The following is a 14,381-nucleotide window of genomic DNA, read 5'->3' on the forward strand; positions in this document are numbered from 1 at the left end:
CGTAACAAGAACATCTTGTGACTGTCACGGCACCGTCACGCCCGCATGGCGCAATGCGCGTATTGCAAACCCGCAGCGCGAGCCATGGCCCAGAACCCGACCGCGACCACGCTGTTCCGGCAGACCACCGGACCGGCCACCGACCCCGCCGCTTTTCACTCCGGCTCTGGCGGCGCCACTTTTTCCCCACCGCCGCCGCCGATCTCCACCGATACCGCCACCGGCCCCCACGACGACGACCATCCCGCCCCGCATCGCTACCGCACCATCTGGCTCTCCGATATCCACCTCGGATCGAACGGCTGCCAGGCGAACTACCTGCTCGACTTCCTGCGTCACAACGAGTCGGAATACCTGTACCTCGTCGGCGACATCATCGACGGCTGGCAGTTGAAGAAGGGCTGGTACTGGCCGCAGGCGCACAACGACGTGGTGCAGAAAGTGCTGCGCAAGGCGCGCAAGGGCACTCAGGTCGTGTACATCCCGGGCAATCACGACGAAGCGGCGCGCCAGTTCTGCAACCTCGCGTTCGGCGACATCCACGTGCGCGACGAGGCGTTTCACACGACGCTCGCCGGCAAGCGCCTGTGGGTCGTGCACGGCGATCTGTTCGACGGCGTGATCCAGCACGCCAAATGGCTCGCCTACCTCGGCGACTCGGCGTACACGGTGATCCTCGTGCTGAACCGCTGGTTCAACCGCATCCGCGCGAAACTGGGCTTCCAGTACTGGTCGCTCTCGCAGTACCTCAAGCACCAGGTGAAGAACGCCGTGAACTTCATCTCGTCGTTCGAGCGCGTGATGACGGACGAAGCGCGCCGCCGCGGCTGCGACGGCGTGGTTTGCGGCCACATCCACAAAGCCGAGATCCGCGACATCGACGGCGTGTTGTACTGCAACGACGGCGACTGGGTGGAAAGCCTCTCGGCGCTCGTCGAAACCTTCGAGGGCGAACTGCGCATCGTCTACTGGACGGTGATGCAGGCTCCCGAGGCGCAAGGCGCCTCGCGCAAGGCGCGCATCAGCGCCTGAACGCGCGCCCGGCGATCCGCGAGGAGTGCGGATCGCCTTCGTGCCCGCAGCCGGGCCAGCCTGGCCGGCCGGACAGAACAACCGCAATACGAGAGAGCCGACGACCGATGAAAGTAATGATCGTGACCGATGCATGGGAGCCGCAGGTCAACGGCGTAGTACGGACGCTCAAGAACACGACGCGCGAGCTGATCGCGCTCGGGCATCAGGTCGACCTGCTTACGCCGCTGGAATTCCGCACGATCCCGTGCCCGACCTACCCCGAGATCCGTCTTTCGCTGCTTCCGAAGCGCCATCTGCGCAAGCGCATCGACGAGTTCGGTCCCGATGCGCTGCATATCGCCACCGAAGGCCCGCTCGGCCTCGCCGCGCGCGCCTACGCGATCGAACACGACCTGCCGTACACGACCGCCTATCACACGCGCTTTCCCGAGTACGTGCAGGCCCGCTTCGGCATTCCGCTTTCGGCCACCTATCGCTTCCTGCGCTGGTTTCACAAGCCTTCGCTCGCGGTGATGGCGCCCACGCCGGTCGTGAAGGCCGACCTGGAGAAGTTCGGCTTCACGAACGTCGTGCTGTGGACGCGCGGCGTCGATCTCGACATCTTCGAGCCGATGGATTCGAAGGTGCTCAACACGGCACGCCCGATCTTTCTCTATGTGGGCCGGGTGGCCGTGGAGAAGAACGTCGAGGCGTTCCTCAAGCTCGATCTGCCGGGTTCGAAGTGGGTCTGCGGCGAGGGTCCGGCGCTCGCCGAGCTGAAGTCGCGCTATCCGCAGGCGAACTACCTCGGCGTGCTGAGTCAGCCGGAGCTGGCCAAGGTCTACGCCGCCGCCGACGTGTTCGTGTTCCCGAGCCGCACCGATACCTTCGGCCTCGTGCTGCTCGAAGCGCTTGCCTGCGGCACGCCGGTCGCCGCTTATCCGGTGACGGGCCCGATCGATGTGCTCGGCAACGGCCACGCGGGCGCGATGAACGAGGATCTGCGCGAAGCTTGCCTCGAAGCGCTCAAGATCGACCGCGCCACGGCGCGCGCATGGGCCGAGCGCTTCTCGTGGCGCGCCGCGTCCGAGCAGTTCGCGTCGCACCTCAAGCCGCGGCCGCGCACGACGATGCAGGAATCGAGCGCCACGGCCTGAAGCCGGGAGGTTCGCGATGACCCGGCCTTCGACTGCGCGCGTGCCCACCCGCGAGGGCGCGCAGGATCAGCCCACCAACACCCCCAAGGCGGTTGCCGCGGCGGATGCGTCCGGCGCAGCGACCCGGGCGGCGTGCGATACTGGTGCGACCGCTCGCACCGCCATGCCGCCACGCTCGCCTTCACCGCAGGGATCCGCCCAGCCCGCCGCCGTCGCGCTGCAGCGGCGCGCCGCGCCCGATCATCCCGACAACGCGGCCGGCGCTGCCGTGGACGAAGCGCCCCAGCCGCCGCTCTCGCACCACGACGCCGCCGAGCCCGTCGATCCGCACGAACCCCACGAACCGCTCGGCCCGGACGATCCGCTCGCGCCGCCGCCGTTCAATCCCTACAAGGGCAATCGCGGCGTGACGCGCGCCTGGCACGCGCTCAAAAACTCGATTGCAGGTTTTCGCGTGGCGATCGAGGAGGAAAGCGCGTTCCGCCAGGAACTCACGCTCGCGGCCATTCTCCTGCCGATCGGCCTCGTCATCCCGGTGGAGCCCGTGGCGCGCGTGCTGCTGCTCGGTTCGGTGATGCTCGTGCTGATCGTCGAACTCATCAATTCGAGCATCGAAAACGCCATCGACCGCATCGGCCTCGAGCGCAACGAGCTCTCGAAGCGCGCCAAGGACCTCGGCAGCGCGGCCGTCACCGTGGCGCTCGTTCTCTGCGTGATGACATGGGGGCTGATCCTCGTGCCGCTCTTCGGACCGCCGCTCGTACGCTGGCTCGCCTCGCTGTAAACCCTGCCGCGCGATGCCGGGCGCATGGGTGCCCGCGCCCCGCTCCCGTTACGATTCCTTACAGGCCGAATCGTCGGTTTATAATCGTTCGATAGTCTTGAAAAGACCAACCGTATCCGGGCTGTCCACGCAGCAGCAAACCTGCAGCAGCGCGCAAGCCCGGCACTTTCTGGGCCGGACGACATGGAAGCCAAAACTCCCCGCCGTACACGCGAACGGATACTCGAACTCTCGTTGAAACTGTTCAACGAGATCGGCGAGCCCAACGTCACCACGACGACCATCGCCGAGGAAATGGAAATCAGTCCAGGCAACCTGTACTACCACTTCCGCAACAAAGACGACATCATCAACAGCATCTTCGGCCAGTTCGAGCAGGAGATCGAAAAGCGGCTGCGCTTTCCCGACGACCATCGGGCAACCATCGACGAGATGTGGGCCTATCTGCAGTACATGGTCGATTTCACGTGGCGCTACCGCTTCCTCTACCGCGACCTGAACGATCTGCTCGCGCGCAACCGCACGCTGGAGATGCACTTCAAGCAGATCATCAGCCACAAGGTGCACTTCGCGAAGCAGTTCTGCGAGCAGCTCGTGGCGGACGGCGAAATGGTGGCCACGCCCGCCGAGATCGACGTGACGGCGACCAACATCGGCGTGATCGCCACCTACTGGCTCTCCTACCAGTTCGTGATGAACCCGCGCAAGTACAACGATCAGGAAGCGATTCGCGACGAGCTCCACCAGGTGAGCGTGCAGATCGTTTCGCTGATGGCGCCCTACCTGCGCGGACGCGCGCGCCAGCTTTTCGACGACCTCGTCTCGGGCAAGCTGGAAAAGCGCGAGTTCTACGACTACCTGCCGCCGCGCGACGGCGCGGCGCGTGACAACAAGGACGTGCGCGAATGAAAGCGGTCTGTGTGTATTGCGGCTCCTCGCACGGAGTCAGTCCCGTCTACACCGAAGCGGCCCGCGCTTTCGGCCGGGCACTCGTTGCGGCGGACCTCGGCCTCGTCTACGGCGGCGGCAAGGTGGGCCTGATGGGCGTAATCGCCGACACCGTGATGGCCGAAGGCGGCCGCGCGATCGGCGTGATTCCCGAACTGCTCGTGAACAAGGAAGTGGGCCACGAGGGACTCTCGGAGCTGCACGTCGTGCCCGACATGCATCATCGCAAGAAGATGATGGCCGATCTCTCCGATGCGTTCGTCGCCATGCCCGGCGGCGCGGGCACGCTCGAAGAGCTGTTCGAGGTCTACACGTGGGCGCAGCTCGGCTATCACCACAAGCCCGTCGCGGTGCTCAACATCGACGGCTTCTACGACCCGCTCATCGCGCTGCTCCGGCATACGGTACGCGAGGGCTTCATGCGCCAGACCTACTTCGATCTGCTGCAGGTCGACAGCGAGCCCGCCGCGCTCATCGAGAAGCTGGAACGCTACCGCGCGCCCGCGCAGGACAAGTGGTCCGATATGCGCGAGAAGGTCTAGCCCGACCGGATTCAATCCCAACCCTTCACACGATGGGGACACACCGATGAGCAAGGTCGTCCTGATCACCGGCGCGAGCCGCGGCATTGGCCGCGCGACCGCCCGGCTCCTGGGCGCGCGCGGCTGGACCGTGGGCGTCAATTATCAGCATAACGAACCGGCCGCCGAGGAAACGGCAGCCGAAGTCGGGCGCGCGGGCGGTCACGCACGCGTGCTGCACGGCGACGTGTCGAACGAAGCGGACGTGATCGCGATGTTCGAGACGCTCGAACGCGCCTATGGGCGCATCGACGCACTCGTCAACAATGCGGGCATCGTCGCGCCGTCCACGCCGCTCGCCGACATGAGCGCCGAACGCATGAAGCGCGTGTTCGACGTGAACGTCTACGGCGCGTTCCTGTGCGCACGCGAAGCGGCACGGCGCATGTCGAAGGATCGCGGCGGCGACGGCGGTGTCATCGTGAACCTGTCGTCGGCGGCGTCCCGGCTCGGCTCGCCCGGCGAGTACGTCGACTACGCCGCCTCCAAAGGCGCCATCGACACGATGACGATCGGTCTGGCCAAGGAACTCGGCCCGCAAGGCATACGCGTGAACGCGGTGCGTCCCGGCCTCATCGACACCGAGATCCACGCGAGCGGCGGACGCCCCGAGCGCGCGGCCGTGCTCGGCGCGCAGACGCCGCTCGGACGTCCCGGCAGCGCCGACGAAGTGGCCGAAACGATCGTGTGGCTGCTGAGCGATGCCGCCTCGTACGTGAGCGGCGCGCTTATCGATGTGAGCGGCGGGCGCTGAATCAGTACGCTTCCCCGCTCGCCCCACGCTAGAACGACGAGCCCGGCTCGCTCAGGAAAGCCCGTTCGGCTTCGCTCGACGCGCGCCCCAGTTGCGCGTTACGGTGCGGAAAGCGTCCGAAGCGCTCGATAACGCTTGCGTGGCGCACGGCGTAGTCGTAGTAGCTCTCGCCGTGAGGCTCGTGCCGCGGTTCGCCGCGCAGTTCACCGCGCAGTTCACCGAAGAGGCGCAGCGACTCGCGCTGCGCCTCCATCGATTCGGCATGCTCGAACGGCAGATACGCGAACACGCGGTGATAGAGCGTAGGGAGCCTGCGGTCTTCTCCGCTTGCCACGAGGCGCTGGGCCATGCCAAGGGCACGGCCGTCGGCGGCGAACGCGCGCGGCGTACCGCGATGGCAGTTGCGCGAGAACTGGTCGAGCACGATCACGAGCGCGAGCGTGCCTTCAGGCGTCGCGGCCCACGCGTCGAGTTCGCCCGCGCATGCCGCATTCAGCAAAGCACCGAAGCGCTCGCGCAGCCGCGCATCGAACGCTTCGTCCTTCCGAAACCACATCTTGCGCGCCGTGCCGTATTCGGCCGACCCCGGCGCGCCGAACCAGAAGTCCAGCACGTCCCGCACATCGGGCAAGGCCTCGCCTTGCGTCATGCGAGTTCCAGCACGAGGCGCCGCGTGCGTGCGCTCTTCTTCTCGAGCTTCGCCACGCGCAGCGCGCCGATCTCGCTCGTGTTGCGGACGTGCGTGCCGCCGCAGGGCTGCAGATCCACGCTCTCGATACGCAGCAGCCGCACGCGGCCGAGGCCCATCGGCGGCTTCACGCTCATCGTGCGCACGAGTTCGGGGCGCGCCGCCATTTCCTCGTCGGTGATCCACTCCGTCGCGACCGGGTGCGCGCCCGCCACCAGCTCCGCCAGCCGCGCCTCCACCATCTCGCGCTCGATCGGCTCGATCGTCGCGAAATCGAGCCGCGCATAGTCGGTTGTGATGCTGCAGCCGTCCACGGAATACGGCAGCACCGCGCACATCAGGTGGCTCGCCGTATGCAGCCGCATGTGACGGTGACGGCGTGCCCAGTCGATTTCGGCACGCACTGTCTCGCCTGCGCCAAGACGCGCAAGCAACGCCTCCTGGCCGGGGGCGGGCACGTGCAGAGCGTCGTCCGGGGTGGCGCCCTCGAACTTCGCCTTGCGCGTGTCGGCAATCTCGATGCGCGTGCCGTCGCCGAGCACGAGCGCTCCGGTATCGCCGGCCTGGCCGCCGCCGAGCGGATAAAACACGGTCCGGTCCAGACGCACGCCGTCCTCGCCTACGGCGACGATCGTGGCGTCGCAGTGCGTCAGATAGGCATCTTCGCGAAACAATGCGCGGGTAGTCATGCTTCGAGTCTCCTGTCGACCGCACTTGGCGCTTTAGCGCTTAGTGCGGTCCCATGCAAAGCTGTCGACCGCACCTGGCGCTTTAGCCCTTAGCGCGGTCCCATGCAAAGCGGTTTATCGTGCCAGCGCCACATTATGAGCCGCACGCGGGGCGTGCCGAAATGCAGTTACCGCGTGCCCTGCCGGACTGTACCGGCGGGTGAACCGGGCCAATCGCGCCAGAACGGCCCTGGCGCATCACCTCAACCCGGACGGTTACGCATCCAGTCGGCGGTATCGAAAAACGAATGCAGCAGGCGTTCGCGCAGCGGCTCGGGCAAACCGACGTCCTCCATCGCCCAGGCCATGCAGCGCAGCCACTGGTCGCGCTCCGACGAGGCGATCGCGAACGGCAGATGCCGCGCGCGCAAACGCGGATGGCCAAAACGCTCGATGTAGTGATCGGGGCCGCCAAGCCAGCCGCACAGGAACCAGAACAGCTTGTCGCGCGAACCGTCGAGCGTCGGCGGATGCAAGGCGCGAATGCCTGCGAAGTCAGCTTCGAGGTCCATCAGGTCATAGAAGCGGTCGACGAGCTCGCGCACGCGCGCCTCGCCGCCGACGAGTTCGAAGGCCGCGGGTTGCTGCGGCGCTTCGTCGGCTGGATCGGTCATACGGAAAATCGATGCAAAAACGTTGAGAATGGGCCCGACGCAGAGACGCTCAAGCCGAAACGACGATTTTCGCATAGCGGCACGTCGGCGGCTGCGCGCCGCGCTGACGCGGGTCCGCCGCTTATGTGCGCCGCGCCAGCACGCGCCTGTCGTCGTCGATCGTCAGCGCGACGGCCTCGCCCTCGCGCATCGGCCCGTCGAGCCGCGCGATCACGACCGGGCCCACCATCGTGCGCACGCTGGCCAAATGGACATCGCCCGCGCCTTGCGTGCCTACGCGATGCCGCACCACCGTGCATTCCTCTATTGTGCCCAGCGAAGCGGGTTCGCTCGCCCAGTCGGCCGCGCCGCAACGCGGGCAGCGGTAGCGCGCCGGGAACGGCGCCTCGCCGCAAGCTCGGCAGCGAAAAATCGTCAGGGTCGTTTCGTTCATGCCGTTTGCCCCTCCAGCACCACCGCATTCGCGCACATGCCGTATCGATACTGCACCATGCCGTAGCCGCTTACCAGCGCGCGCCGGGCATTGCCGACCTGACGCGCGCCCGCTTCGCCCTGCAGTTGCGCGATGGCCTCGACGAGGCCATGCATGCCGCCCGCCGCCCCCGCCTGCCCCGCCGAAAGCTGACCACCCGACGTGTTGACCGGCAACGCCCGCGAGGCGATGCGGGCGATCAACGCGCGCAGGTCTCCGTCGGGCGCGAAACCGAGATCGGCTAGCTGGATCAGCGACATCACGGGATAGTCGTCGTACACCGAGATCACGTCGATATCGGCAGGGCCCACACCCGCCTGCGACCAGAGCGCGGGAGCGAGCGTGGCGAGTCCCGTTTGCAGGCCGTCGCCCGCCTGGTGATCGGGGTTATAGCAGCACTGCAGCGCGCGCACCCGTACCGGCGCGCTTTGCGCACCGGCCGTAATACGGTCGGAGCGCGCCACCACGATCGCATTCGCACCGCACACCACCGGCACGCAATCGAAACGCCCCAACGGATCGGCCACGCGCGGGGCGACCAGGTAATCGTCGAGCGTCAGCGGCGTTCGATATACGGCTCCGGGATTCATGGACGCCCATTCGCGCTGCGCCACGCACAGCGCACCGTAATCGCGCGCGTCGAGACCGTGCCGCCGGGCATGCCGCTTCGTTAGCATGGCGAACAAACTGTTCGGGCCGCCGTTTTCGAGCGGACGCAGGTAGCGGCGCGTGGTGAGGTTGTAGTGCTCCACGAGCTGCCTGAAATCGGCGGCCTCGAAACGGTCCCCACTCAGCAGCACAATGACCTCGGCATCCTCATTCTGTATCGCGCGGACCGCGTGATGCAGCATGTTGATCGCGCTCGCGCCGCCGTGGCAGTCGTCCATGCACCAGCGGGGGCTCAGGCCAAGCCGCCAGGCCATGTCGATGGCGTGATCGGGTGCGAGCGTGAACGACGCCACGCCGAGGCCGTCCACGTCGCGTGCCGAAAAGCCCGATTGCGCGAGAGCCGCGTCGAACGCCTGGGCCAGCAGGTCGCCCGTGATGAGATCCGGCGCCTGCCGGCGGTACGGCACTTCGACGCCACACACAATGGCCGCGCCTTCGAAATCGCGCTGCATGCTGCCTCCTTGCTTGACAGTCGATGGCTTTTATTATCCAATAAAACACATGAAATTTCATATTTTCGAATCTAAAGGGTTTACGCGTAGAACGCCAGATCGCCCGTAAGCCCCGCAGACCGGATCATGCATCCTCCGCCTGACAGGCGGACAGGAGACGCCCCATGACATCCCGCCAACCGGCTGTCACGCAAGGAGCCGAACGATGAGCACCGCAACCGTCGCCGATGCTTTCGAGGTCGTGGTCGAAGCGGTGCAGCCGCTTACGCCGCACGTCACCGCCTTCCGGCTGCGCGCCGCCGATGGTCATGCGCTGCCGGGCTACACGGCCGGCGCCCATGTGCGCGTGGAGGTCCATCCGCAGGGCCAGACCGACTGGCGGGCGTACTCGCTCGTGGACTTCGCGGGCAACGCCGCCGCGGAACATACCCCCGATCACTACCTGATCGCGGTGCGCCGCGAAGACACCGGTGCCGGCGGATCGCGGTGGATGCACGACGAAGCCCAAGCCGGCCGCACGCTGCGGATCACGTCGCCCGCCAATGGGTTCTCGCTCGGCGCCCGCGACGATGCCGTCCTGATCGCGGGGGGCATCGGCATTACGCCGATTGCCTCGATGGCCGCGGCCCTCGCCGCACGCGGACATCGTTTCGCACTGCATTACACCGGCCGCTCGATCACGCAGCTCGCCTTCGTCGACGAAATACGCGCCATCGCGGGTGACAGTCTGCATCTCTACGGTGACGACGCCGTACTCGCGGCGGATCGCTTCGATCTCGCCCGCCTCATCGACACCCTCGCGCCCACCCAGCCGCTCTACCTCTGCGGCCCGCAAGGCCTGATCGACGCCGCCATCGCGCTCGCCACGGCACGCGGGTGGCCGCGCGAGTCGATCCGTTCCGAACTGTTCGCAACCGTCGCGCCGCAAACCGGCGACACCGCCTTCGAAGTCGAGCTGCGCCAGTCAGGTGTGACGCTGCACGTCGCGCCCTCGCAAACGATCCTCGATGCAATGCTCGCCCACGGCCTCGATCCGCTCTACGACTGCAAGCGCGGCGAATGCGGCGTGTGTCAGGTGAGTGTAATCGAGGGCTCGGTCGATCATCGGGACTACTGTCTGAGCGAAAGCGAAAAGCGCGCGGGCAAGCTGATGCACCCTTGCGTGTCGCGCGCGTGCGGCACGCGGCTCGTTCTCGACGCGTAACGACGCACGCTTTCGCCATCCCTGTTGCCATCTACTGCCCTTTCCACGCCCAGGAGCTCTCCATGCCCCGCTACCGCGAAGACGACGGCGCCCTCGCCGCGCTCGTCGAGCCGGATCAGGTCCATCGCGACGTCTATCTCGACCAGGAAGTATTCGATCTGGAAATGGAGCGCCTGTGGCGCCGCACGTGGGTCTACGCGGGCCACGCGAGTCAGGTGCCGGCGCCCGGGGACTACCTCACCGTCGACATCGCGGGCGAGCCGCTCGTGATGGTCCGCCAGGGCGACGGCAGCCTGCGCGTGCTGAAGAATCGTTGCGCGCACAAGGGAGCCAGGCTCGTCAGCGCACCGCACGGCAACACCGGCAAATTCTTTCGCTGTCCGTATCACGCCTGGACGTACAAGACCGATGGCAAACCGCTCGCGATTCCTCTGAAAAACGGCTACGAAGGCACCCGCCTCGCCGATTGCCCCTCGGGCCAGGGGCTGCATGCGGTCGCCAACGTCGAGACCTGGCGCGGCTTCGTGTTCGTGCGTCTCGCCGATGAAGGGCCGTCGTTTGCCGAATACTTCGGCGACTCGCTTTCGTCCATCGACAACATGGCCGACCGTTCGCCCGAAGGCGAACTCGAAATCGCGGGCGGCTGCCTGCGCTACCTGCACAACTGCAACTGGAAGATGTTCGTCGAAAACCTGAACGACACGATGCACCCGATGGTGGCGCACGAGTCCTCGGCGGGTACGGCGAAGAAGCTATGGGACGGCAAGCCCGCCGACGAACCGAAGCCAATGGCGATCGAGCAGTTCGTGCCGTTCGTCTCCGACTACGCGTTCTTCGACGGCATGGGTATGCGCGTGTTCGAGAACGGCCACAGCTACACGGGCGTGAATTTCTCGATCCATTCGAGCTACTCGGCATTGCCCGACTACGAGCAAAAACTTGTCGAGGCATGGGGCGAGGAAAAGGCGAAGTCCGTGCTCGGCACCGCACGCCACAACACCGTCTATTACCCGAGCCTCACGATCAAAGGCGCCATCCAGGCGATCCGCGTGGTGCGCCCGATCGCGCCCGACAAGACGCTGATCGAATCGTGGACGTTCCGCCTCAAGGGCGCACCCGACGCGCTTCTGCAACGCACGCTCACCTACTCGCGCCTCATCAATTCGCCGATGTCGGTCGTGGGCCACGACGATCTGCACGTCTATCGCGCGATCCAGGAAGGCTTGCGGGCAAGCGGCAACGACTGGGTGAGCCTGCATCGCGACTATCGCGCGGACGAAGCCGAGGCGAAGGATCAAACCGTCAACGGCACGAGCGAGATCTCGATGCGCAACCAGTTCCGCGCGTGGGCACGCTACATGGTGCCCGAGCGCGCCCAATGATCCCGAGGACGCACGCGATGACGACATCCCCCGCCCGGCGCGACGCGCTGATCGATTTCATCTACCACGAGGCGCGCCTGCTCGACGAAAAGCACTTCGACGCCTGGTACGAACTCTTCGCCGCCGACGGTCTCTACTGGATCCCGCTCGCGCCGAACCAGCCGGACGGCCTGAACCACGCCTCGCTGATGTACGAGGATCGCTTGTTGCTGAAGCTGCGCGTGGAGCGTCTGAAAGCGCCGCGCGCGTTCTCGCAGCAGCCCGAAAGCCGTTGCCAGCATGTGCTGCAGCGTCCCGAAGTGGAAGCCGCGGACGCCGCCGGCTTTCGTCTGCGCACGCCGTTCATCTACGCCGAAGCGCGCGGCGACGAGCAACTGGTCTTCACGGGCGTCGCGCGCCATCACCTGATCGACGAAGGCGGCACGCTGCGCATTCGCGAGAAGCGTATCGACCTGCTCAACTGCGACGCGGCGCTGCCGTCCGTGCAGCTTTTCATGTGAGGACCCAGCAACGTGTCTGCCGATCGAATCCAACACGAAGCGCTGCCCTTCCCGTCCGTCTACGCCGCGTTTGCGGCCAGCGCGAGACGCTATCCCGAGCACGACTTCCTCGTCGTGCTGCCCGAGACCGCGCAGGTCTACGGCATCGAGTCTGGCGCGCTGCGCTATGGCGAAGCGCTCGAACGCGTGGACGCGCTCGCCGGGCGCTATCGCGCCGCGGGCTTCGGCCCCGGCCATCGCGCCGGCCTGATGCTCGAGAATCGCCCTGCCTTCTTCACGCACTGGCTCGCGCTCAATGCGCTCGGCGTTTCCGTGGTGCCGCTTTCCACCGAACTGCGTGCCGCCGAGCTCGAATACATCACCGGTCACAGCGAACTGGACCTTGCAATCGCGCCCGCCGCGCGTCATGCGGACCTGCGCGCGGCCGCGGCGGCTGCGCGCCGCGCCGTCGTGCTATGCGAAGCGGACACCCACGCGATCCCGCACACCACCACGCCCGCGCGTAGCGGCGTGCCGGACACGGGCACCGAATGCGCGCTGCTCTATACCTCTGGCACAACAGGCCGTCCGAAGGCATGCGTGCTGCCCAATGAATACTTCCTGCTCGCGGGCGTCTGGTACAACCGCATCGGCGGTCTGTGCACGCTGCGGCCGGGAGCCGAGCGCCTCATCACGCCGCTGCCGATGACGCACATGAACGCCATGGCCTACTCGACGATGGCGATGATATTCGCGGGCGGCGCGATCGTCGCACTTGACCGCTTTCATCCGCGCACGTGGTGGGACAGCGTACGCGCCTCGCGCGCGACCCTCATGCATTACCTCGGCGTCATGCCGGCCATGCTGCTGGGTGCGCCTGAGCATGCCGACGACCACCGCCACGAAGTGCGCTTCGGCTTCGGCGCGGGCGTGGACAAGACCCTGCATGCGCCGTTCGAAGCGCGCTTCGGCATTCCCTTGCTCGAAGCCTGGGCCATGACCGAGACCGGCGCGGGCGCCGTCGTGATCGCCAACCGCGAGCCGCGCCATGTCGGCCAGTCGTGCTTCGGCAAGCCCGAGGCGGCGCTGGACGTGCGCATCGTCGGCGATGACGGCACGCCGGTCGCGCCTGGCACGCCCGGCGAGCTCTGGGTGCGCGCGAGCGGCCCCGAACCGCGTCGCGGCTTCTTTCTCGAATATCTCAAGGATGCCGAAGCAACGGCGTCGGCATGGGAGGCCGGCTGGTTCCATACGGGGGACATCGTGCGCCAGGATATCGACGGACATCTGTATTTCGTCGACCGCAAGAAGAACGTGATTCGCCGTAGCGGCGAGAACATCTCCGCCGTCGAGGTGGAGAGCGTGCTGCGCCGGCATCCCCTGGTCGCGGATGTGGCGGTTGCCGCCACGCCCGACCCGGTGCGCGGCGACGAGGTCCTCGCGTGCGTGATGACGCGCGAGCCGCTCGCGGCAGACGCGCTCGACGAGACGGCCGCCGCGCTCACGCAGTTGTGCCTCGCACAGCTTGCCTATTTCAAGGCGCCGGGCTACGTGGCATTCGTGGAGGCCCTGCCGCTCACCGGCACGCAGAAAGTGCAGCGCGCGGCGCTCAAGGAACTCGCGAGCACGCTGCCCGGCACGCCGCGCTGCATCGACACCCGCTCGATGAAACGGCGCCAGGACTGACACCTCGCCCATGAACACCACAGGAATCGCCATGAATCGCGCAGCCATCGTCACCGGCGGCAACGCCGGCATCGGCCGGGCCATCGTCGAGCATCTGCTCGAAGCCGGCTACGAAGTCGTTTCGCTCGACCGGCGCGGCGGCGCGCCGGGACACCCGAAACTGCATGCCATCGAAGTCGATCTGTGCGACGCGGCGGCCACGCGCGCCGTCGCCGCCGAAGTCGCAGCGCGCCACGCGCCCACGACGCTGATCCACAACGCCGGCGTGATTCGCCCTGCGCTGTTGCCCGACGTCGCGCACGACGACCTCATCGCGCTCACGAACCTGCATCTGGCCGCGCCCGTTACGCTCGCCCAGGCCATGCTGCCCGCGATGCAGGCGGAGCACTTTGGACGGCTCGTGCTGATCTCGTCGCGCGCCGCGCTCGGACTCGCCACGCGCACCGCCTACTCGGCGACGAAGGCAGGCATGCTCGGCCTCGTACGCACCTGGGCGCTCGAACTCGGACCGCTCGGCATCACCGCGAACGCGATCGCACCCGGCCCGGTGGAAACCGGCATGTTCCACGAGATCGTGCCCGCGAACAGCGAAAAGGCCGCGCACATGGCGGCAAGCATTCCCGTGCGGCGGCTCGGCCGGCCCGACGACATTGCGCGCGCGGCCATGTTCTTCGCCGCCCCGGAAAACGGCTTCGTTACGGGGCAAACGCTCTACGTGTGCGGCGGCACGAGCACGGGGAGCCTCGCACTCTGAACGCGGCCCGCGTGC

General features: G+C 66.8%; 16 protein-coding genes. 11 read left to right on the forward strand and 5 right to left on the reverse strand.

All coding sequences use genetic code 11. From position 1 onward, the window contains the following. Positions 1–84 precede the first annotated feature (84 nt). The 6 genes from V8683_RS18605 (at position 85) to V8683_RS18630 (ending at position 5,238) form a co-directional block, all read left to right on the forward strand. Entirely contained in the window at positions 85–1,032 is a 948-nt protein-coding gene (locus tag V8683_RS18605) for a UDP-2,3-diacylglucosamine diphosphatase (RefSeq protein ID WP_411190111.1), read from the forward strand. A 107-nt stretch (positions 1,033–1,139) separates the two neighbouring features. Then, on the forward strand, positions 1,140–2,171 hold the full coding sequence (locus tag V8683_RS18610; protein WP_411190112.1) for a glycosyltransferase family 4 protein: 1,032 nt from the start codon (positions 1,140–1,142) through the stop codon (positions 2,169–2,171). Positions 2,172–2,334: 163 nt separating this feature from the next. Then, positions 2,335–2,955 (forward strand): diacylglycerol kinase, encoded by a 621-nt coding sequence (locus V8683_RS18615; protein WP_411190582.1) that lies wholly within the window; start codon positions 2,335–2,337, stop codon positions 2,953–2,955. A gap of 183 nt (positions 2,956–3,138) precedes the next feature. Further along, positions 3,139–3,864: a TetR/AcrR family transcriptional regulator gene (locus V8683_RS18620; RefSeq protein WP_411190113.1), complete on the forward strand. Its 726-nt coding sequence runs from the start codon at positions 3,139–3,141 to the stop codon at positions 3,862–3,864. Continuing rightward, entirely contained in the window at positions 3,861–4,445 is a 585-nt protein-coding gene (locus tag V8683_RS18625; RefSeq protein ID WP_411190114.1) for an LOG family protein, read from the forward strand. The genes V8683_RS18620 and V8683_RS18625 overlap by 4 nt, the downstream gene beginning before the upstream one ends. 46 nt (positions 4,446–4,491) lie before the next feature. Next, positions 4,492–5,238 (forward strand): SDR family oxidoreductase, encoded by a 747-nt coding sequence (locus tag V8683_RS18630; RefSeq protein ID WP_411190115.1) that lies wholly within the window; start codon positions 4,492–4,494, stop codon positions 5,236–5,238. 28 nt (positions 5,239–5,266) lie between these two features. Here V8683_RS18630 and V8683_RS18635 read toward each other — a convergent pair whose 3' ends face one another. The 5 genes from V8683_RS18635 to V8683_RS18655 form a co-directional block, all read right to left on the reverse strand. Further along, positions 5,267–5,887 carry a DUF924 family protein gene (locus V8683_RS18635; protein WP_411190116.1) on the reverse strand — a complete coding sequence of 207 codons (621 nt, stop codon included), beginning with the start codon at positions 5,885–5,887 and terminating at the stop codon, positions 5,267–5,269. After that, positions 5,884–6,615, reverse strand: coding sequence for an alanyl-tRNA editing protein (locus tag V8683_RS18640; protein WP_411190117.1), 732 nt, complete (start codon positions 6,613–6,615; stop codon positions 5,884–5,886). Before V8683_RS18640 ends, V8683_RS18635 begins: the two co-directional genes overlap by 4 nt. A 242-nt stretch (positions 6,616–6,857) precedes the next feature. Continuing rightward, positions 6,858–7,268, reverse strand: a complete 411-nt coding sequence (locus tag V8683_RS18645; protein ID WP_027795496.1) for a group II truncated hemoglobin — start codon at positions 7,266–7,268, stop codon at positions 6,858–6,860. Between the two features lie 121 nt (positions 7,269–7,389). After that, positions 7,390–7,701, reverse strand: coding sequence for a Zn-ribbon domain-containing OB-fold protein (locus V8683_RS18650; RefSeq protein WP_411190118.1), 312 nt, complete (start codon positions 7,699–7,701; stop codon positions 7,390–7,392). Next, on the reverse strand, positions 7,698–8,861 hold the full coding sequence (locus V8683_RS18655) for a thiolase family protein (RefSeq protein WP_411190119.1): 1,164 nt from the start codon (positions 8,859–8,861) through the stop codon (positions 7,698–7,700). The genes V8683_RS18650 and V8683_RS18655 overlap by 4 nt, the downstream gene beginning before the upstream one ends. 205 nt (positions 8,862–9,066) lie before the next feature. On the opposite strand from V8683_RS18655, the gene V8683_RS18660 reads away from it, so the two are divergent. The 5 genes from V8683_RS18660 to V8683_RS18680 all read left to right on the forward strand — a co-directional run bounded on the left by V8683_RS18660 (position 9,067) and on the right by V8683_RS18680 (position 14,366). Further along, positions 9,067–10,065, forward strand: a complete 999-nt coding sequence (locus V8683_RS18660; protein WP_411190120.1) for a PDR/VanB family oxidoreductase — start codon at positions 9,067–9,069, stop codon at positions 10,063–10,065. A 62-nt stretch (positions 10,066–10,127) separates the two neighbouring features. After that, positions 10,128–11,447 carry an aromatic ring-hydroxylating oxygenase subunit alpha gene (locus V8683_RS18665; protein ID WP_411190121.1) on the forward strand — a complete coding sequence of 440 codons (1,320 nt, stop codon included), beginning with the start codon at positions 10,128–10,130 and terminating at the stop codon, positions 11,445–11,447. Positions 11,448–11,464: 17 nt separating this feature from the next. Next, positions 11,465–11,947 (forward strand): aromatic-ring-hydroxylating dioxygenase subunit beta, encoded by a 483-nt coding sequence (locus tag V8683_RS18670; protein WP_411190122.1) that lies wholly within the window; start codon positions 11,465–11,467, stop codon positions 11,945–11,947. A 12-nt stretch (positions 11,948–11,959) separates the two neighbouring features. Next, a complete protein-coding gene (locus V8683_RS18675; protein ID WP_411190123.1) occupies positions 11,960–13,612 on the forward strand; it encodes an AMP-binding protein in 1,653 nt (550 codons plus the stop codon). Positions 13,613–13,643: 31 nt separating this feature from the next. Next, the gene (locus V8683_RS18680; RefSeq protein ID WP_411190124.1) at positions 13,644–14,366 is read left to right on the forward strand and encodes an SDR family NAD(P)-dependent oxidoreductase; all 723 of its coding nucleotides are present in this window, start codon (positions 13,644–13,646) and stop codon (positions 14,364–14,366) included. Positions 14,367–14,381 lie beyond the last annotated feature (15 nt).

Source organism: Paraburkholderia sp. AV2 (assembly GCF_054968425.1).